13 protein-coding genes are annotated in these 18,274 nt (G+C 68.8%); 5 read left to right on the top strand and 8 right to left on the bottom strand.

Annotated elements, in window-relative coordinates; translation table 11 throughout:
• Positions 1-103: 103 nt before the first annotated feature.
• Positions 104-751 (bottom strand): 5,6-dimethylbenzimidazole synthase, encoded by a 648-nt coding sequence (gene bluB / locus ACZ3HL_RS44390; RefSeq protein ID WP_465537975.1) that lies wholly within the window; start codon positions 749-751, stop codon positions 104-106.
• Between the two features lie 21 nt (positions 752-772).
• Positions 773-1,606, bottom strand: a complete 834-nt coding sequence (locus ACZ3HL_RS44385; RefSeq protein ID WP_465537973.1) for an alpha/beta fold hydrolase — start codon at positions 1,604-1,606, stop codon at positions 773-775.
• Positions 1,607-1,704: 98 nt separating this feature from the next.
• Here ACZ3HL_RS44385 and ACZ3HL_RS44380 point away from each other — a divergent pair, with 98 nt between their 5' ends.
• Positions 1,705-2,106, top strand: coding sequence for a winged helix-turn-helix transcriptional regulator (locus ACZ3HL_RS44380; protein WP_465537971.1), 402 nt, complete (start codon positions 1,705-1,707; stop codon positions 2,104-2,106).
• 406 nt (positions 2,107-2,512) lie between these two features.
• Positions 2,513-2,905, top strand: coding sequence for a DUF1345 domain-containing protein (locus ACZ3HL_RS44375; RefSeq protein ID WP_465537970.1), 393 nt, complete (start codon positions 2,513-2,515; stop codon positions 2,903-2,905).
• A gap of 4 nt (positions 2,906-2,909) precedes the next feature.
• Here ACZ3HL_RS44375 and ACZ3HL_RS44370 read toward each other — a convergent pair whose 3' ends face one another.
• Positions 2,910-4,496, bottom strand: a complete 1,587-nt coding sequence (locus tag ACZ3HL_RS44370; RefSeq protein WP_465537968.1) for a helix-turn-helix domain-containing protein — start codon at positions 4,494-4,496, stop codon at positions 2,910-2,912.
• A 224-nt stretch (positions 4,497-4,720) separates the two neighbouring features.
• On the opposite strand from ACZ3HL_RS44370, the gene ACZ3HL_RS44365 reads away from it, so the two are divergent.
• The gene (locus ACZ3HL_RS44365) at positions 4,721-5,899 is read left to right on the top strand and encodes a phospholipase D-like domain-containing protein (protein ID WP_465537966.1); all 1,179 of its coding nucleotides are present in this window, start codon (positions 4,721-4,723) and stop codon (positions 5,897-5,899) included.
• 129 nt (positions 5,900-6,028) lie between these two features.
• Here the strand turns inward: ACZ3HL_RS44365 and ACZ3HL_RS44360 are convergent, their stop codons facing one another.
• The 4 genes from ACZ3HL_RS44360 to ACZ3HL_RS44345 form a co-directional block, all read right to left on the bottom strand.
• The gene (locus tag ACZ3HL_RS44360) at positions 6,029-8,452 is read right to left on the bottom strand and encodes a glucan 1,4-alpha-glucosidase (RefSeq protein ID WP_465537964.1); all 2,424 of its coding nucleotides are present in this window, start codon (positions 8,450-8,452) and stop codon (positions 6,029-6,031) included.
• Positions 8,453-8,631: 179 nt separating this feature from the next.
• On the bottom strand, positions 8,632-11,949 hold the full coding sequence (locus tag ACZ3HL_RS44355) for a fibronectin type III domain-containing protein (RefSeq protein ID WP_465537962.1): 3,318 nt from the start codon (positions 11,947-11,949) through the stop codon (positions 8,632-8,634).
• 346 nt (positions 11,950-12,295) lie between these two features.
• Positions 12,296-12,454 (bottom strand): hypothetical protein, encoded by a 159-nt coding sequence (locus ACZ3HL_RS44350; protein ID WP_465537960.1) that lies wholly within the window; start codon positions 12,452-12,454, stop codon positions 12,296-12,298.
• A gap of 153 nt (positions 12,455-12,607) precedes the next feature.
• On the bottom strand, positions 12,608-13,513 hold the full coding sequence (locus tag ACZ3HL_RS44345) for an aminoglycoside phosphotransferase family protein (RefSeq protein ID WP_465537958.1): 906 nt from the start codon (positions 13,511-13,513) through the stop codon (positions 12,608-12,610).
• Between the two features lie 103 nt (positions 13,514-13,616).
• Between ACZ3HL_RS44345 and ACZ3HL_RS44340 the strand changes: the two genes are divergently transcribed.
• Positions 13,617-13,805: a hypothetical protein gene (locus tag ACZ3HL_RS44340; protein ID WP_465411805.1), complete on the top strand. Its 189-nt coding sequence runs from the start codon at positions 13,617-13,619 to the stop codon at positions 13,803-13,805.
• Between the two features lie 283 nt (positions 13,806-14,088).
• On the opposite strand, the gene ACZ3HL_RS44335 is transcribed toward ACZ3HL_RS44340, so the two are convergent.
• Complete coding sequence (locus ACZ3HL_RS44335) at positions 14,089-17,538, bottom strand: indolepyruvate ferredoxin oxidoreductase family protein (protein ID WP_465537956.1); 3,450 nt, start codon at positions 17,536-17,538, stop codon at positions 14,089-14,091.
• A gap of 162 nt (positions 17,539-17,700) precedes the next feature.
• On the opposite strand from ACZ3HL_RS44335, the gene ACZ3HL_RS44330 reads away from it, so the two are divergent.
• Positions 17,701-18,165: an Lrp/AsnC family transcriptional regulator gene (locus ACZ3HL_RS44330; RefSeq protein ID WP_465537955.1), complete on the top strand. Its 465-nt coding sequence runs from the start codon at positions 17,701-17,703 to the stop codon at positions 18,163-18,165.
• Positions 18,166-18,274: the final 109 nt, after the last annotated feature.

Raw genomic sequence — 18,274 nt, 5'->3', positions numbered from 1 at the left:
TCCGTAGCCGCAGCAGGCCGCCAGGGGCCGAAAGCTCCTTTCGTCACATCAGACTCGGCGAAAGGAGTCTTCAGCCCGCCGCGACCCCGCCCACGAGCCCGGCTCATCCCCGCGGCTCGTACCGTTCGTGGTGCAGCACGGCGTCGAGCGGAAGACGTTCCCGCCAGCCGTGCCGCTCCAGATCGGGGACGGCGGGCAGGTCCCGCACCGGGCCGGCGCACAACCACGCCACCGGACGGACGTTTGCGGGAAATCCCACCAGATCACGCAGGAACTCTTCGCGGTAGAAGCTGACCCAGCCGAGGCCGAGCCCCTCGGCGGTCGCCGCCAGCCAAAGGTTCTGGATGGCCAGGCACACCGAGTACAGGCCGGCGTCGGCGATCGCGTGCCTCCCGAGCACGTCGGGCGCGCCGCGTGCCGGGTCGTAGCCGACCACGATCCCGGCGGAGGATTCGACGATCCCCTCGATCTTGATGTTCGCGAAGACACGGGCCCGCTCGACGTCCAATCGGTCTTCGAACACCTCGCGTTCGGCCAGCACGTGCTCGCGAAACCGCTTTCGAAGGTCCATATCGGACACCACGACGAAATCCCAGGGCTGCGAAAGGCCAACACTCGGCGCGGCGTGCGCCGCGCTCAGCACCCGGCGCAGCACCTCTTCCGGAATCGGCTCCCCGGTGAATTCGGCCCTGGTGTCCCGTCGCCGGAAGATCGTGCCGTACAGCGAACCGTCCTCTGTCTCACGCGTCATGTACCTGATCGTGCCGGGGCCTCAGTGAGCGGCGAGGAACGGGGTCAGCAGGCGGAGCAGTTCCGCGGGCCGGTCCAGCGGGATGATGTGACCGCAGTCCTCGATGAGGTGAGCGGTGAGATCGTCGGCGACGGGACGCACCTGCCGTTCCAGCGCACGCCCGACCGGGTGGGCACCGATCGCCATCGTGGGCATCGTCAGCCTGCCGCCCGCCACCGCTTCACCGATCTGGCGCGCGGTCTCCGGCAGGGCGCGATAGTAGGAGAAGGCGCAGCGCAGGGCGTCTTGCCCGGTGTAGGCGTCGACGAAGGCGTCGCGGATCTCCGCCGGTACGCCTCGCCCGAGCGTGCCCGCCGCGAGGAACCAGTCGACGTATTCCGCCTCGTGTCCGATCAGGACCGTTTCGGCGAGGCCGGGAACGGCGTGGAAGCCGAACCACCACGGCGGGCCGCCCGCCAGGAAGTCCTCGGCGCCGGGCAGCGAACCCACCAGCGACTCCATCACGACCAGCCGCCGCACCAGATCCGGCCGCCGCAGGGCGAGCAGGAAGGCGACCGGCGTGCCGGCGTCGATGGCGACGACGTCCGTCACGGGTTCGCCGAGGGCGTCGAGGATGGCTTCGACGTCGGCGACCAGCGTGCTCGCGTCGTAGCCGTCCTCGGCCCGGGTGCTGCCGCCGAGCCCGCGCAGATCCGGGGCGATGACGCGGTGCCGCTCCGCCAGCGGGCCGATGATCTCACTCCAGAGCCGCCAGGTGTGCGGGAAGCCGTGCAGCAGCAGGACCGCGGGCCCACTGCCCGCGACGGCCACGTCGACCTCGATGCCGTTGATGCCGATCCGTCGCACCTGGGGCACGTCGCCTCCACTGTGGTTACCATTGGTTACCAGAAAACCGTAGGTAACTTCCGGTATGCCGCCAAGACGGCACTTTCCCCACAGGTGGTGAGCTCCAGGTGACCTCCAAGCGGACACGGCGCGGGGATCTGTTCGACCCCGAGTGCCCTACCCGCCGTCTGCTGGACCGCATCGGCACGAAATGGACGTCGATGGCGGTCAAGGTCCTCGCGGAGGCGGCTCCGGACGAGGTGCGGTTCGCCGAGTTACGGCGCAGGATCCCCGGGGTGTCCCAGAAAATGCTGTCGGTGACCTTGCACAGCCTGGTCCGTGACGGCCTCGTCGCCCGCCGGGTGGAGCCCACCGTTCCGCCCCGGGTGCACTACCGGCTGACCGACCTCGGCCGGTCCCTCGACGTCCCGCTGGCGGCGCTCCGGAACTGGGCCGAAGAGCATATGGCCCGGATCGACGAGGCCAACGCGATCGCCGACGACTACCCTGCTCAGAGTGCCTCCGGATAGGACCAGTCGTCGTCCTCGTCACGGCACGGTCGGCTTGTCCAGGAGTACCACACCGCGCGGGAGCCGTGACTCCAGTGCGAGACTGGCCCGATCATCGGCGAAGGGAGGCCACGCTGTCTCGTCAAACGGCTCGGGTCTGGCTGTCCGAGCGCCGCAGGAGCGGCTTGAGTGTCGGGTTCGCGCTGGTCGTCGCCGCGTTGGCGGCCGCGTTCGGCCAGGACATGCTGTCGATCTCGATGGTGGACGCGAGCGTTCTGGTCCTTCTCGCGTATCTCGTCGGCTACCTCGCGGTGACGGTGGCCGCGTTCGGCGCGGCGACCTCGGAGCAGATCCACGACTGGGCGAGCCGGGAAAGCCGCGGCACGTTCGCGCAGCGGTACATCTTCGGGACCGCGCCGGGCCTGGGGTGTCGATCGTCATCGCGGCGGCCGCCCTGGCGGTGGCGGTGGTGTGGATGCCGGGGCTCGGCGGCGAGAGCCTGCCGGCGGGCGCGCGCGTCGGCGTCGCGGTGGCGCTGGTCGTCGTCGCGTGGATCTGCGTCCTGGTGTCGTTCGCGATCGCCTATCACGCCGACGACGTGGTCGAACACGGCGACGCCCTGCGGTTCCCCGGCGGCGGATCCGCCGAGTGGTCCGACTACATCTACTTCGCGGTGTCCGTGATGACGACCTTCGGGACGACCGATGTGGACGTCACCTCCCGGGAGATGCGCCGGACGGTGACCACCCACGCGGCCATCGCCTTCGTGTTCAACACGGTGACCGTGGCCGCGGTCGTGTCCACCTTGAACGGCGGCTGAAGCCTCAACCCAGGTTCAGCAGGACCGGGCTTCCGGTGACGGTGACCTCGGCACCGGGTTCCACCGGCCTGCTCCTCCCGTCGAGGTCTTCGGCCGACGTGGTGCCCTGAGCCGCCGGGATCCGCACGGACCGGTCGATGGTCCACCAGATCAGGAAGGCCTTGCCACCCCGATCGAAACGGCACTGCCACAGGTGATCGGGCAGTCCGGCCGCGCGCCCTTGCCCGCAGGAATGGATCCGGCTGCCGGACAGCCAGGTGTGCAGGCGTTCCACGTGTCGTGCCGCCTTCGTGTGCGGACCGCCGGCGGGTTGCAGCACGATGGGGATCTTGGCGCTGCCCCAGTTGTAGAAGTACATGCGGCGGTATTGCGCGTAGAGACCGGAAAGGAAGAACCGGACAGCGTGCTGAGCACCCCGATCGGCGTCGACGGACCGCTGCCTGTTCACGTCGTAGGCCGAGCCGGTGCTCCACAACCTGATGCCGGCTCCGGCTTCTTGCAACACCCTTTCGATCTCCTGCGCCAAGGGCAGCATCGTCTCCGGTGGATCGGCGTCGTTGCGGGGAGCCAGTTTCATCGCGGCGGCGTCGCAATGGTCGTAACCGCCGAGCTGCGCGAACCGCCGGAACCCGTCGAACGCCGCGGGATCCCAGAGCTCGCCCATGGACGGGCAGACCACGGTGGCGGCGGGGTCGGCGGCCTTGATCACCTGGCTCGCCCTGCGCGTCATTTCCACCAGCCCGGCCATCGAACCGGAGAAGAAGTCCTGATGATTGGCCATGTCCCACAGTTCGTAGGCGTCGATCCGGCCGCGATACTGCTCGGCGACGGCCCGCACGAAACGGTCCCAGTCGGCGAGGTCGTCGGGCGGGCCGGTGCGGGAATCGTCGGTGTAGACGGACTTCGGGCTGTTCGGGCTCGCCCATGACGGGGTGCCGCCGAAGGTCAAGATCGCCGGAAGACCGGCGCCGTGGGCACCGGTCACCAGCCGTTCGAGGGTTTTCCAGTCGTACTGGCCGCGGGCGGGCTCGAGGTTCTGCCACCGGGTGCGCGTGTTCCACAACCGGACGGATCCGACGCGGAACGTCGGCATGAGCCCGCTGTTGGAGTTCGTCGTCACCCCGACGAATTCCGGATCGAGCGTGCGCGGTGCGTTCGTCCACATCGCCGCCTGGACAGCGGGTGCCGTGACCGGGGCCTGCCGGTCCGGCGGGTTCGCCATGGCACCTCCGGCGAGCAGGACGACCCCGAGGACCACGACGAGCGCGACATGCGTCAGCGGTCGTCTGCGAGCGGGCTTCTCCGCGTCGACGTCACGGACGACGAGCGACTCGGGTACGGGGGTTTCGCCAAGGTCCGCACGCTCCCACACCCGGTACAGCTTCGCGAGATCCTCGCGGCTCGCGCCGCACACCGTGGCGATCGCCTCGATCGGCGCGAAGGTCGTGGGAACGTTCCTTCCGGTGCAGTAGCGGTGCACGGTCGACCGGCTCGAATGCACCTTGCGTCCGAGCTGTTCGTAGCTCAGCCCGCTTCGCTGTTTGTACTCGGTGAGAAGTGCAGCCAGCGTGGCAACCGCCTCACTCGCCATCCCCCTGCGCCCCCTCCGCGCCGTGTCCCGGACGGAAACCAGTGTCCCATCGCGGGCCTTCCACCGCGCGAATTCGCGAGATCACGTCTCCCGGCCCGGCGTCACCGCAGGTCAGCGGCGAGGATTCGTCCCAGCGTCCCATTCCGCGCGGATCGCTTGCCACCCTGGCCCGCGCTGGGGAGCGTGGACCCGCCAGCAGATCCGGCTTCGGGGAGGGAATCGGCATGAAACCGCACAGGATGACCGCGCTTCGAGGAGCACTGGTAGTCGCGCTCCTGGTGGCGGCGACCGGCGTCCCGGCCGCCGCCGCGCCGTCGCGGCTGACCACGCGCGCGGACTTCAACACGCCGGGCGGCGGCCAGATCGTCGAATACCTCGAACGGCTGATCCGTGGCGCACCCGAGAACTCGACCATCAAGACCGCGCAGTTCCTTATGCGGGACAAACCGATCACGGAGGCGCTCGCGGACGCCGCGGAGCGCGGGGTGCACGTCCAGGTCCTGGTCGACGGACGGGCGACGGACCATCCGAACTACAAGGACCTGAAGAACCGGCTGAAGAAGACCGGTGACAAGAACTCGTGGGCGAAGAACTGCGAGAACGGCCGAGGGTGCAACGGCGGGAACGCGATGCACAACAAGTTCTTCCTGTTCGACCGGACGCTCGACGCGTCGACGGTGGTCGCGACCGGCTCGGCGAACTTCAGCGGGAACACCACGGGCGGCACGGGTGGCTGGAACAGCTACTACACCGACGTTGGGAACGCCGCCCTGTTCGCCAGGTACAACGACTACTTCGGCGACCTGCGCAAGGTCGCGGACGGGGGCACGGCGAACCCCGGCTATTACGAGGCCAACCCGCCCGTGATCACCGGCGGCACCAAGAGCTACTTCTACCCGAGGCTCAAGGGCGCGGGAAACGACACCGTCGAGAACTCCCTGAAGGAGGTCGGGTGTTCGGCGGAGAAGTCCAAGATCCGCATCGGGGTGTGGTCACTCACGCGGATGAAGATCATCGAGCGGCTGCGGATTCTGGCCGCCCGGGGCTGCTCCGTCGACATCGTGGCTTTGCGGATGACCAAGGGCTCGTGCGAAGCGCTGATGAAGGGGCAGCCGGACCGCGTGCGGCTTCGTGGTTTCAAGAAGGGGAACGAGGCGGGCATCCACGAGAAGAACATGATGATCGAGGGTGACTACCTGAAGCCGGGTACCAAGGTCGTCTTCACCGGCAGCCAGAACTTCAACAACCCGTCCCTGCACGAGAACGACGAAAACGTCATCCGGGTCCTGGACGACGATGGGATCTACCGGAGCTTCGTGCGGAACTTCGAGCAGGTGGCCCAGGCCGCCGACGAAGAGATCAAGTCGCCCGGGGACTGCGGGAAGATGGTGCCGGAGGACTGATCCGGCCTCGTGAGCGGCCAGTCCGGAGCACGCCCGCCTCACGTCGGCCCAGCAGGGCACCCGGCTGCGGGTCAACCCGGTCGTGAGTGGTAAGGACGGTTCTAACCGTCCTTACCACTCACGAGGGACTCAGGGCCGCCAGGTGTCGTTCAACGCCATCGTGCAGCCACCCGAAGCGGTACCGGCCCGGTTGGCGCCCGATTCCCAGGTGACGGTGCCGCCCTCCTTGCGGATGTACTTGTACTGGAAGCCGGCCCCCTTCGGCAGCGTGACGTTCGCCGTCCACGAGGGATAGCCGGCCGACGACATCGGAACCGCGTTCGCCGGGTTCCACGCACCGAGTTCGGGACGGTCGCCGACGACGAAGATGTTCTGGCCCCACGAAGTCGTGGCGTTCACCGTGAACTTCGCCGAAACCGCGGAACACGCCGCGCCGTACCGCTGCTTGACCACCGATGGCGTCTCGACCGGGGCACCCGCGTCGATCGAATGCGCCAGCCGCACGAACTGCGCCATCGACCAGGCCAGCGGCGTCGCCGAGCCGGTGCCTTCGCCGAAGGTGAAACCACCGGCGCTTTGCCGGTCCCAGACCTGTTCCGGGATCAGGAAACCGGGATTGGCCGAGGCGGCCATGGCCGCCAGATGGGTCGTCGCCGGGCGCCCGTTGGCCAGCTCGTACTCCCCGCGCTCACCGGTGAGCAGCGGCCACAGCCGTCCGACGCCGGCACCGGTGTACGGACCGCCGGAAGCGGTTTCGCCGTAGCCGTCGTGGTTGTACCGGTACCACATCGGGCCGTTGGGGGTGTTCACCTTCAGCGTGGAGTCCACTTCGGACAGTGAAGCGGCGACGTCCGGATCGGCCGCCGGTTTCACCCCGAGGCGGACGAGGTCCAGGAAGCCGGCGTCGATGATGGCGCGTTCGTCGTGGTTGCCGCCGCCGTTCTGCAGGAAGACGTTCTGGCCGTCATTGGGATTCCCGTTCCCGTCGATGCGGTGGAAGTACCGGCCGTCGCCGAGCGGCCCGGACGTGGTGAACGTCCAGGCGCTGACCTGCGCCTGCCACCGGTCCGCGGTTTCGCGGTACCGGGCGGCCGACGTCGTGTCCCCGTTGCGTTCGGCGATGTCGGCGGCGCAGATCAGCCCGGCGATCTCCGCGGCGATGGTGGACGGCGAGTAGCCGCCGTTCTCCTCCCAGCGTTCCTGAGGGGTCGAAGGACCGTTCGCGACGAGGAAGTCCGCGGACTTCTTCACCTTCGCCCACATCCCCGCGTCGGCCCGGCCCAGCTGCCACGCGAGCACGATCGGGAAGGCGACCTCGTCCATCTGCAGGCTGGTCCAGCAGTTGGTGCCGTCGAGCCGGGTGTTCTGCGGGAACGAACCGTCCGGCCGCTGCTGGACGGTGAACAGGTAGTCGACCGAACGATGGGCCGCCGCCGAGTCGCCCGCCGCGATCTGCGCGGTCGAGACCTGGTACAGGTCACGGGACCAGACCGCGTGATACCCGCAGTCCCCCGTGCCGTTCGCGTCTTTCGCCTCACCCCAGGGATTGGTGAGCGAAGCGACGTTCGCGCCCGAGTAGGTCTTGTCTTCGTGGGCCTTGAGGGTCATCAGCGCCACGTTGTACTGCGTGGTCAAACCGGCGCCGGTGATCGAACGGGGCACCGCGGCCAGTGAGGAGAGATAGCCGCTCCAGCCCGATCGGTACGCGGTGTCCGCCGCCCCGAAACCACCGGCGAGCGAGGCCGACGCGTTCGCCGACGCGGCGCCGCGATCACCGCCGAACCCGAGCGCGAGGGTGAAGGTGGTGTCGGTCCCCACCGGGATCTGCCCCAGCTGCACGAGATTCCCGGGCGTCGACGCCGAGTCGTACTGTGCGCCGAGAACGTGATCACCGCTCAGATCGACGTAGCCGTCGCTCGCGGTCCCGCTGTAACCGCTGGTCGCCTTGACGAAACCGGTGGAGGCGGCCAAGGCGCTGGACACCGGTCCGTCCGAAGCGACCAGCTGCCCGCTGGCGGTGGCGCCGGTGTCCCCCATGCCGCTGTTGTTCAGGGACGGGTTGTACAGCGCGTACAGCTGCAGCGGACCACCGCTGAGCACCTCGAACCTGGTCTGGATCAGCACGGTGGACCGCGCCGGGTCGGCGGTGTGGGTCTTGGTGATCCGGTACCGCCCGTTGGTGGCGGTGTTGATCTGCCGGTAGCTCAGGGAACGCGGATCGGTGAGCACCAGCTGCTTGGTGGTGTGGTCGCGTTCCAGCTGCGTGAAACCGGCACCGTCGGAGACCACGTACTGCAGGTCCTGGACGTTGGCGACGTCCACGGTCGGGTAATAGATCTCGTGATTGATGCCCTGGCCGAGCGTGAACCAGACCTTCGACGCCGCGTTGGTGGCGGTGCCGAAACCTTCTTTGCCCCCGGTCGTCCAGGCCGCCCCGGTACCCGGTGCGCCGGGCGCGTCCGCCGGCGGTGCGGCGCTCACCGGCGTGGACGCCAGGAGCGCCGCCGCGGTCACCAGCGCGACTGTCGCGCGACGCCGCTTTGGAGATTTCATGTCGATCCTTCCCACAGGCTTCATCGACGGCAGGATTTGTTGTTAGCGGCAACTTATTACCTGGCCGTCTCGCCCGGCAGGGCCGATCGGAGTAACCCGGACCACTCGCGCCAGTGGTCCGGTCATGGATCCGGCCCCGCCGCGAAACGCGACGGGGCCGGATCGGACTTTCCGTGGGATCAGCCGACCGGACGCGGCTTCAGGTTCACCTCCACCGTGTTGCCGGGACCGGAGGCGACAGCGCTGACGATGTCGTTGAGGAATCCACAACCCTGCAGCGGCGGCAGGGTGTAGGAGCCGGTGAGCTTGCCACCGGCCAGCGGGTCGAAGCCGGCCTTCGACTGGAGCGGGATCTGGGCCGGCGTCTTCGTCTGGCAGGCCGGGCTGGCCGAGACCGGGAAGCCGAAGACGCTGATCCGCGGCAGCTTGACCGTCACCGCCGAAGTCGACTTGAGCACCCCGTTGGCCAGGGTTCCCGTGGTCTTGCCCGCCGAAGCGAACTCGATCTTCGCCTTGACCGGGACGAAACCCCAGAGCGTGAGGTTCGCGCTCGTCGGGTCCAGCGTCAGGTCGGCGTCGAAGGTCCCGTTCGCCAGGCTGATCGCGGCGTTGATGCCGCCGCGCAGGTCGATCGGGCCCGCGAGCTTCTTCAGCTGTGTCTTACCGGTCAGGTCGTAGCTGTACTTGACGACCGGGGACGTGTTCGGCTGGGTCTTCGCCGTGACCGGCGCGCTTGCGGCCGACTTGTTCCCCGCGGCGTCCTTCGCGACCACCGTGAAGGTGTACTCGGTGCCGGCCGTGAGCCCGTCCACCGCCACGGAGGTGCCCGTGACCGACTTCGCCAGCGTCGAGCCGTTGTAGACGTCGTACCCGGTGACACCGACGTTGTCCGTCGCGGCGTCCCACTCGAGGCTCACACTCGTCTGCGTGGTCCCCGTGGAGCGCGGGTTGCCCGGCACGCTGGGAGCCACCGCGTCGGGCGCGGCCTGCGTCCGGACGGTGATGGCGGCGCTCGGAGTCGACAGGTTGCCCGCCGCGTCCTTCGCGACCACCGTGAACGAGTACTCGGTGTCCGGCGCGAGACCGTCCACAGTGGCCGAAGTTCCCGCCACCGACTTCACCAGGGTGCTGCCGTTGTAGACGTCATAACCGGTGACACCGACGTTGTCCGTCGCCGCGTTCCACTCGAGGCTCACGCTGGTCTGCGTGGTCCCGGTGGAGCGGGGGTTGCCCGGTGCGGCAGGCGCCTGGGTGTCGGGCGCGGTCTGCGTCCGCGCCGTCGCCGCGGCGCTGGGCGCCGAAGCGTTGCCCGCCGCGTCCTTCGCGACCACGGTGAACGAGTACTCGGTGTCCGGCGCGAGACCGTCCACAGTGGCCGAAGTCCCCGTCACCGTCTTCACCAGGGTGGCGCCGTTGTAGACGTCGTAGCCGGTGACACCGACGTTGTCGCTCGACGCGGTCCAGGACAGCGCGACGCTGGACTGGGTGACGTCGGTGGTGGCCAGCCCGGCCGGAACGCTGGGCGCTTCGGTGTCGGGAACCGTGGCGGTCCGGGCGGTCACCGCCGCGCTGGGCTCCGACCTGTTGCCCGCCGCGTCCTTCGCGACGACGGTGAAGGTGTACTCGGTGTCGGCGGCGAGACCGTCGACGGTGGCGTTGGTTTCCGTCACCGACTTCACCAGGGTGGCGCCGTTGTAGACGTCATAGCCGGTGACACCGACGTTGTCACTCGACGCGTCCCACGCCAGGCCGACGCTGGTGGCCGAGGTACCGGTCGAGTGCAGGTTGCCCGGCACGCCGGGAGCCTGCGTGTCGGGCGCGGCCTGCGTCCGCGCCGTGACCGCGGCGCTGGCCGCCGAAGCGTTGCCCGCCGCGTCCTTCGCGACCACCGTGAAGGTGTACTCGGTGTCGGCCGTCAGGCCGTCGATCGTGGCCTGCGGTTCCGTCACCGACTTGACGACCTCGCCGCCCTTCAAGACGTCGTAGCCGGTGACACCGACGTTGTCACTCGACGCGTCCCAGGCCAGCGTCACGCTGGTCTGGGTGGTCCCGGTCGAGTGCACGTTCCCGGGGGTCGTCGGCACCTGCGTGTCCGGGGCCTTCGCGGTCCGGGCGGTGGCGGGCGCGGTGGCGGGCGAGACATTGCCCGCCGCATCCTTCGCCTTGACCGTGAACGAGTACTCCGTGTCCGGGGTGAGGCCGTCGACCGTGGCCGACGTTCCGGCCACGGACTTGACGAGGTTCGCGCCCGCGTAGACGTCGTAGCCGGTCACGCCGACCTCGTCGGTGGCGGCGCCCCAGGACAACGCGACACTGTTCTGGGTGACCTCGCCGACCGTCACCGCACCGGGAGCCGAGGGCGGGGTCGTGTCCGCGGCCGCGGTGACGGTGAAGGTGTGCAGCACGTTGGCCTGGCCGCTCGCGAGAGTGCAGTCCGCGACGAACGTGCCGAGGCCGGTCTCCCCGCCGGAAGCCGTCAACGGCGTCATCGTGAGCACCAGATCGTGCACCGAAAGCGTCGCCGTCCCCGGCTTGTCGAACCGCAGCGACGGCGCCGCGCCGCTCGCGTTGACGATCAGGTCGTTGCCCGTCGGCGGGATCGGCTGCAGCGGGACGGGTGTCGGCACACCGACCGCGAGATGCCCCTGCGGGCTGGAGACCAGCGAGGTGGCCAGCGCCGATCCCTTGATCTTCTCGGCGCCGACGAGCCGGAGCCCTTCGGTCGCGGTCTTTCCCGCGTTGGAGACGGCCGTGATGTCGATCTTGGGGGTGAACTCGCCGACCGGGATCGTGTCGGGCAGCTTGGCGTTGATGTCGACCGTCACATCCTGGTTCCCGATCAACGGGAACGGGCAGCTGAAGACCTGCCGCAGCGGCGGGTGGTTCCCGACACCGACAACGGCTTCCGGGGTGACCGGAGAGCCGGTCACCGTGTAGGTCTGCAGGACGGTCTCGGCTCCCGCCGCCAGCGTGCAGTCCGAAGTGAAGGTGCCGAGACCGGTCGGGGTGCCGTCGGCCTTCAGCGGGGTCATCACCAGCTGGAGCCCGGTCACCGCGAGCGACGCGGTGCCCGGCTGGTCGAACCTCAGCGCGGGCGCGCTGCCCGTGGCGTTGACGACGAGGTCGTTGCCCGCGGGCGGGATGGGCTGGTTCGGCACGTCGGAGTCGACCTTCACCGTCATCGTGCCCTGGCTGCCGGGCATCGTGACGGTCGAGGTCGCCTTCGCGGTGCCCTGGATGGACTCCGCACCGACGAGCCGGAGACCTTCCGTCGCCGTCTTGCCCGCGTTGGACACGGCGGTGATCTCGATGGCGGGAGTCAGTTTCCCGGTCTCGATCGTCGAAGGCTGCGTGGTCTTGATGGTGACCGAGACGTTCTGATTTCCGATCAACGGGAACGGACACGAGTAATTCTGCGTGAGCTCACCCGGAGCCGCGGCACTGGTGCCCGAGCCTATCGCGAGACCCAGTGCCACCAAGGCCGCCGTGCTCACCACGGCGATGCCCCCAGTGGCCAGTCTTCGACTACGTCTTCTGTGTTTCACAGGTACCTCTCCAACACATAGACCACGCCCGCCGAAACCACTGGACAAATGATTAATGCCCGCTTTCGCGGGCCCTTCCCGGCGGGCGCGTGTGCACATTTACGGGTATGCCACAGGGAATTAACACACCCGCGAGGCTCGCCAGGCAAGCAAAATCACAGAGCCCGCGCGACCATTCTTCGTCTTTGTCATACGCGGTCGATTCGCCGTTCGCGAATCTGTCAGCCACGACCCCAAAACGCTCGACCACACCCCAGTGCTGGTGGTTACTGGCCAACAGGGCCGCGGTCGGGTCGGCCTACTCGGCGCGCCAGGGCGGGACCCAGCCGAGACGTTCGCAGACCGTGTCGAGGCTGGGATCGGTCAGGCTCCGGCGGTCGGAGAGGTTCGCCGACCGCGGCCCGAGGATCTGCATCCGGTCGACCGCGGTCCCCGGGTCGCCGATGTCCTCGCGCACCTCGATCAGGAAGTCCGCGTAGAGCCGGAATCGGATGTCGGCCGGGAGTATCGGAGCCGTACACGTTCACCCAGGTGTCGAAGCGGCGCTTGTGCTTCAACTCCACTTCCGTGGGCAGGTCGTCGCTGGTGAACATCCGGCTGCCGGTAACGGTCAATCGTCCAGGATCCCGGCGAGGACGCGACGCGCGTTCACCGCTTCCCGGTCGGCGCGGCCCCGCGTCCGAGCGCAGGTGACCAAGGTCTTCCACAGCGCCCAGCCACGCCCGCGCTCCCACTCCGGACTGCCGACCGAAAGCCGCTCGCGGAACGCCCGTCTGCCGTCGGCCGTCAGCAACGTCCAGGCGATGGCCAGGTCGCAGGACGGATCGCCGACTCCGCAGGTACCGAAATCGATGACGGCCGCCAGTCGCCCGCCGTCGAGCAGGAGGTTCCCCGGCGCGACGTCACCGTGGAACCACCTGTCGATGCCATCCCAGGGAACGTCCAGCGCCGACTTCCAGCGGTCGCGGGCCGAGCCGACCTCGATTTCACCGTCGAGATCTGTGAGTGCGCGTTCGGTCAGGGTGTCGAAGGTGCGCAGGGTGGCGCCGCGGAACCAGTTGTGTTTACCCGGCTGAGGACCGTCCGCGGCATCGACGTTCCGCAACGCCACCAGGAAATCCGCCAGGTCGAGAGCGAACCGGACCGGGTCGGAGAGGCCGGCCGCGCTCGCGGGTTCGCCGTCGAGCCACCGGTGGATCGACCAGGAGAAGGGGTAGCCCGCGCCGGGTTTCCCTTTCGCCAGCGGGATCGGGACGGGCAGCGGCAGCCGCGGAGCGAGCGCCGGAAGCCACCGTTGTTCCTTGTCCACCGCCAAGGCGTATTCGGCGGCGCTCGGCAGCCGCGCCACCATTCCGTCGCCGAGGCGGAAAGTCCTGTTGTCCCAACCGGACTCGGCCACCGGCCGGACCGGAAGACCGGCCCAGTCCGGGAACTGCTCGGAGACGAGGCGGCCCACCTGTGCCGCGTCGACGGTGATCCGCCGCGGCGGCGGGCCGAGATCCGGTGTACTGCCCAAGACGACTTCCTTCGCTCGATGTGCTGTGCCCACACCGAGTCTCGTCCTGCCGTCCAGCGGATATTCGGCGGACTTCCGGCCCGGAGCCGGCAGACTGGATCCCATGCGAGAAATTCGGCGCGAGGTCACCGCGGTCGCGGGTGCGAAGGCGCTGGTCTGGATCGGAGAAACGGAAGGCCCGATCGTGGGGAGCAAGTCCTTCTCAGGACCGGCGCGCGTGGCCGTCGACGAAATCCGGCGACGCCTCGCGGTGACTGACGGCGAACGGATCACGGTCGTCCACCTCGGCTGACCTGGTCGCACCGGCCGGTCAGGCGTCCTCGGGAGGTGAGGCGACCGTGTCGTGTTGCGAGCCGGAGACCGACCTGCCGGGCCGATCAGGACCTAAACCGTCCACAAGGGACACCAGGGCTCGCCCGATGCCCGATTTGAGCGCTTTGCGCGGGGTCACGACCCCACGCGGAAATCGGGCATCATGACCTCAATCGAGCGATCGATCGACGTGAAGTGTCCCTTGTGGACACTTTACGCGGGGCCAGGCCGACAGTCCGTCCAGGATCACGCCATCCCGGCCGTCAGGTGTTCGCGCCGAGCCGGTCCCCCTGCCGGAGTCCGGCGAGAAGTGCGGACTGTTCTCGCCGGTAAGCCTCGACGTTCGCCAGTTTGACGTCCTCGTAACCGCGGACCAGATCGGGCAGCTCGGCCAGCGCCAGGAGCCTGCCCCGGTCCGCGCCCTCGGCGCCGAAAGCGGCGAGGATCGTTTCGCGGTACTGCCCGACGAGTTCCCGCTCCACCTTACGGACATGAGCCTTGCCGAACGGGTCCCAGCGGGTGCCGCGCAGTTTCCGCGCGGCGCGCAGTGCGACGAACACCGGGCGGAACTTCGGACCCAATGCGATCTTCCGCTTCATTCCCAGCGCGCGGAGCACGGGCGGGTGCAGCCGGTAGGCATAGCGGCTGCCGACGCCGAACTCCGCCTCGATCCCGGCGAGCACCGCGGGATCGAGCGCGAGGCGCGCGACCTCGTACTCGTCCTTGTAGGCCATCAGTTTGTGCAGGTTTCGCGCCACCGCTTCGGTGACGGCGGTCGAATCCCCTTCAAGGACCCGGACACGCTCGACGAACTCGGCGTACTCCCGCGCGTAACGCACGTTCTGGTACTGGACGAGTTCCGGCACGCGGATGTCCAGCAGCCGCGCGAGTTCCGTTCCCGGCTCGGCATGGACGAGCGCACGGGCGCGCAGCGTGGCGGCCGACGGGGCGGGGGTCGCGGCGACGGCGGGCGGGGCGATCGCGGCATGCAGTCCGTCGGGATCGGCGACGAGCTGCCTGCCGCGCCGGAACGCCTGGAGGTTGCCCGCGACGGCGACCCCGTTGAGCTCGATCGCGCGCTCCACGCTGGCCGCGTCCAGCGGGATGGCGCCGGTCTGGTGAGCGGCGCCGAGCTGGAGGATGTTGGCGAACTGGTCGTCGTCGAACAGGGTTTCCGCCAGCGCCCGCGCGTCGAGTGCCACGGTCCGCGCCGCGCTGTCGGAGATCGCGCCCCGCACCGCCGCCGCGTCGGGGAAGGAAACGGTGGTGTCGACGACCATCCGGCCGGTCGGCACCTCGGTCGTGGACACCACGGCCGTGGTCCGGCCGGAGTCGGTCACCGTCAGATTCGCGGGGTCCGCGCCGACCAGGACGTCACAGGCCAGGTAGAGATCGCATTCCCCGGCCGCGAGTTTCGGGGCCTGCGGCGTCGGGTCGGCGGTGATCTTCAGATCCGAGACGACGGCGCCGCCCTTCTGCGCGAGCCCGGTCTGGTCCAGTGTCCGGACCTGCTTGCCCTCGATCACGGCGGCCGTGGCGAGGATCTGCGCGACGGTGACCACGCCGGTCCCGCCGACACCGGTGATCCGCACGGTGAAGTCGGGGCCGGATTTCTCGGGCTCCGGCAGTTCGGCCGCCGTGATCTCCGCGAGCCGCGCCCGGTGTTTGCGCCCGGTGGGCACCACCGTCATGAACGACGGGCAGTCCCCCGCCAGGCACGAATAGTCCACATTGCACGAAGACTGGTGGATCGTGGTCTTGCGGCCGAATTCGGTGCTGACCGGCTGCACCGACAGGCAGTTCGACTTCTCGCCGCAGTCGCCGCATCCCTCGCACACCCGTTCGTTGATCACGACCTTGGTGGCGGGCGTGTCCAGTTTGCCGCGACGGCGTTTGCGGCGTTTCTCGGCGGCGCATTCCTGGTCGTGGACGAGCACCGTGACTCCGGGAACGCGGGCCAGTTCCTCTTGCGTGCTCAGCAATTCGTCGCGGTGCCGGACCTCGACGCCGTCGGGCAGGCGGACACCGCGGAGCCGCTTCGGCTCGTCACTGGTGATGACCACCTTCGCGACGCCTTCGACCAGCAGCAGCGACGCCAGCCGGTCCACCGAAAGCCCGCCGACGGCGTCCTGACCACCGGTCATCGCGACGGTCGCGTTGTAGAGGATCTTGTAGGTGATGTTGACCCCGGCGGCCACTGCCGCCCGCACCGCGAGGCTGCCGGAATGGGTGAACGTGCCGTCGCCGATGTTCTGCACGAAATGCGAGGCATCGACGAACGGCTCCATCCCGAGCCACTGCGCGCCCTCGCCACCCATCTGGGTCAGGCCGACCACGTCCCCGACCTGTTCCGGTTCCATGAACAGCGCCATGGCGTGACAGCCGATCCCGCCGCCCACCACGGTTCCCTCGGGCACCTTGGTCGACGAGTTGTGCGGGCAGCCGGAGCAGAAGTACGGCGTCCTGGTCAGCAACGGCACCGAGATGCGCTCACGACGGCGCCGCTGACGCCACGCGGTCACCGAGGGGATCTCGTGGTGGTCGCTCAGCCGGGTGGCCAGCACCCTGGCGATGGCGTCCGGGTCGAGCTCGCCGAGTTCGGTGCACAGGGTACGGCCGTCCGGGCCGGACTTGCCGTACACGGCGGGCGCTCCGGCGGTGCCGTACAGCACCTCCTTGATCGCCGACTCCACGAAGGAACGCTTCTCCTCCACCACGAGGATCTCGCTCAGGCCGTCGGCGAACCGGCGGACGATCGACGGTTCGAGCGGGTGGATGACGCCGAGTTTGAGGATCCGGATCCCGTGCCGCGACAAGGCTTCGGCGTCCAGGCCGAGCAGCCGCAGTGCCTGCATGAGGTCCAAATAGGACTTTCCGGCGGTGACGATGCCGATCCGGTCGGAGGGTCCTTCTCGGACGATCCGGTTGACCCCGCTCGCGCGCACGTATTCCACGGCCAGCGGCAGACGTTCGGTGTACAGGCTGCGTTCGAGCGCCATCAACGTGGTGCCGAGCAGCCGGGAACTGGGCTTGTGCCGGTACGCGGGCAGCGCGAGCTCCGGCGCGGTCCATCGCGGGTGGACGTGGGCGGTGCTCGCGGCGTCGGCCACGTTCGCCACGAGTTTCATCGACGACCACAGCCCGCTCGCCCTGGACAGCTCGACCGCGTGCAGGCCGAAGTCCAGCACGTCCTGGGAATCGGACGGGAAGAACACCGGCATCGCCAGGTCGGCCAGCGCGAGCTCGGAGGCACACGGCACGGAGGAGGACTTGGCGTTCGGGTCGTCGCCGACCAGCGCCACCGCGCCACCCGCAGGATCGGTCCCCGCGAGATTGGCGTGCCGCAGGGCGTCCGTCGCCCGGTCCAGGCCGGGCGCCTTGCCGTACCAGAATCCGGTGACGCCGCCGCGCGACGAGCCGACCGACGCGGTGAGCTGGCTGCCCATGACCGCCGTCGCGGCGATCTCCTCGTTCAGGCCGGGCTGGTGCACGACGTCGTGCTTCTCGAGCAGGACGGAGCGACGGCCGAGTTCGAGGTCGTACCCGGCCAGCGGGGAGCCCTCGTAGCCGGAAACGAACACGGCGGGCGACGCCCCGGCGGCGCGGTCGTGCCGCACCCGGTCGAACAGCATCCGGACCAGGGCCTGGACACCGCTGAGGTAGACGGTGCCGTCCTCCCGCAGATACCGGTCCTCCAACGTGAACTGCTCCACCAGACCTGCCTCCTTCGGCACCCCCGCGCGACGTCACGACAGGAGACCCGACCTCGCGGGCCGCCGCAACAGGCGGCAGTCTATTGGCACCCGGTACGCAAAAAATCCGGCCCATCTTCTCCACTGGCCGATATCCGTTGCGTCTGCGTACCATCCTGGCTCATGGCGGACCAGCTCATCGACGAGACCGATCGCGAGATCCTCGAACTGTTGCGGGAGGACGCCCGGCGCACGCTGGGCGACATCGGGTCCCGCGTCACGCTGTCGACCGCGGCCGTCAAGCGCCGGATCGACCGCATGCAGGAGAACGGCGTCATCGTCGGCTACACCGTCCAGATCGACCACGCCAAACTCGGCTGGGGTATCGAGGCGTTCACCGAACTGCGGTTCACCGGGACCACCAAGGTCGGCGAGATCGTCCGCACCACCACCCGGATGCCTGAGGCCCAGGCGGTGTTCACCATCGCCGGCGACCCCGACGCGCTCGTCTGGCTGCGGGTGCGGGACATGGGCCACCTGCAGCGCACCATCGACGAGATCCGGCGGCATCACCAGGTCACGGGCACGAAGACGCTGATGGTGCTCGACTCCTGGACGCGCGGTCAGCAGTGGCCTCACCCCTCGTGAGTGGTAAGGACGGTTAGGGCCTGTATCGAAGTCTTCTTCAGCAGGTTGAGCTGGTGTGGGCGTGTCGGTGATGGAAAGTAGGGAGGTCTCCGGTAGTTGGTTCGTCGAC

It is taken from the genome of Amycolatopsis sp. NPDC000009 (assembly GCF_055563465.1).
Note: the sequence above shows the minus strand (reverse complement) of the source record. Positions and strands in the feature narration are given on the sequence as shown.

Excerpts from the sequence above, each read along its gene's own strand:
- ACZ3HL_RS44360 (WP_465537964.1), bottom strand. The coding sequence starts at position 8,452 with ATGAAATCTCCAAAGCGGCGTCGCGCGACAGTCGCGCTGGTGACCGCG.
- ACZ3HL_RS44330 (WP_465537955.1), top strand. The coding sequence starts at position 17,701 with ATGGCGGACCAGCTCATCGACGAGACCGATCGCGAGATCCTCGAACTG.
- ACZ3HL_RS44340 (WP_465411805.1), top strand. The coding sequence starts at position 13,617 with ATGCGAGAAATTCGGCGCGAGGTCACCGCGGTCGCGGGTGCGAAGGCG.
- ACZ3HL_RS44370 (WP_465537968.1), bottom strand. The coding sequence starts at position 4,496 with ATGGCGAGTGAGGCGGTTGCCACGCTGGCTGCACTTCTCACCGAGTAC.
- bluB (WP_465537975.1), bottom strand. The coding sequence starts at position 751 with ATGACGCGTGAGACAGAGGACGGTTCGCTGTACGGCACGATCTTCCGG.
- ACZ3HL_RS44365 (WP_465537966.1), top strand. The coding sequence starts at position 4,721 with ATGAAACCGCACAGGATGACCGCGCTTCGAGGAGCACTGGTAGTCGCG.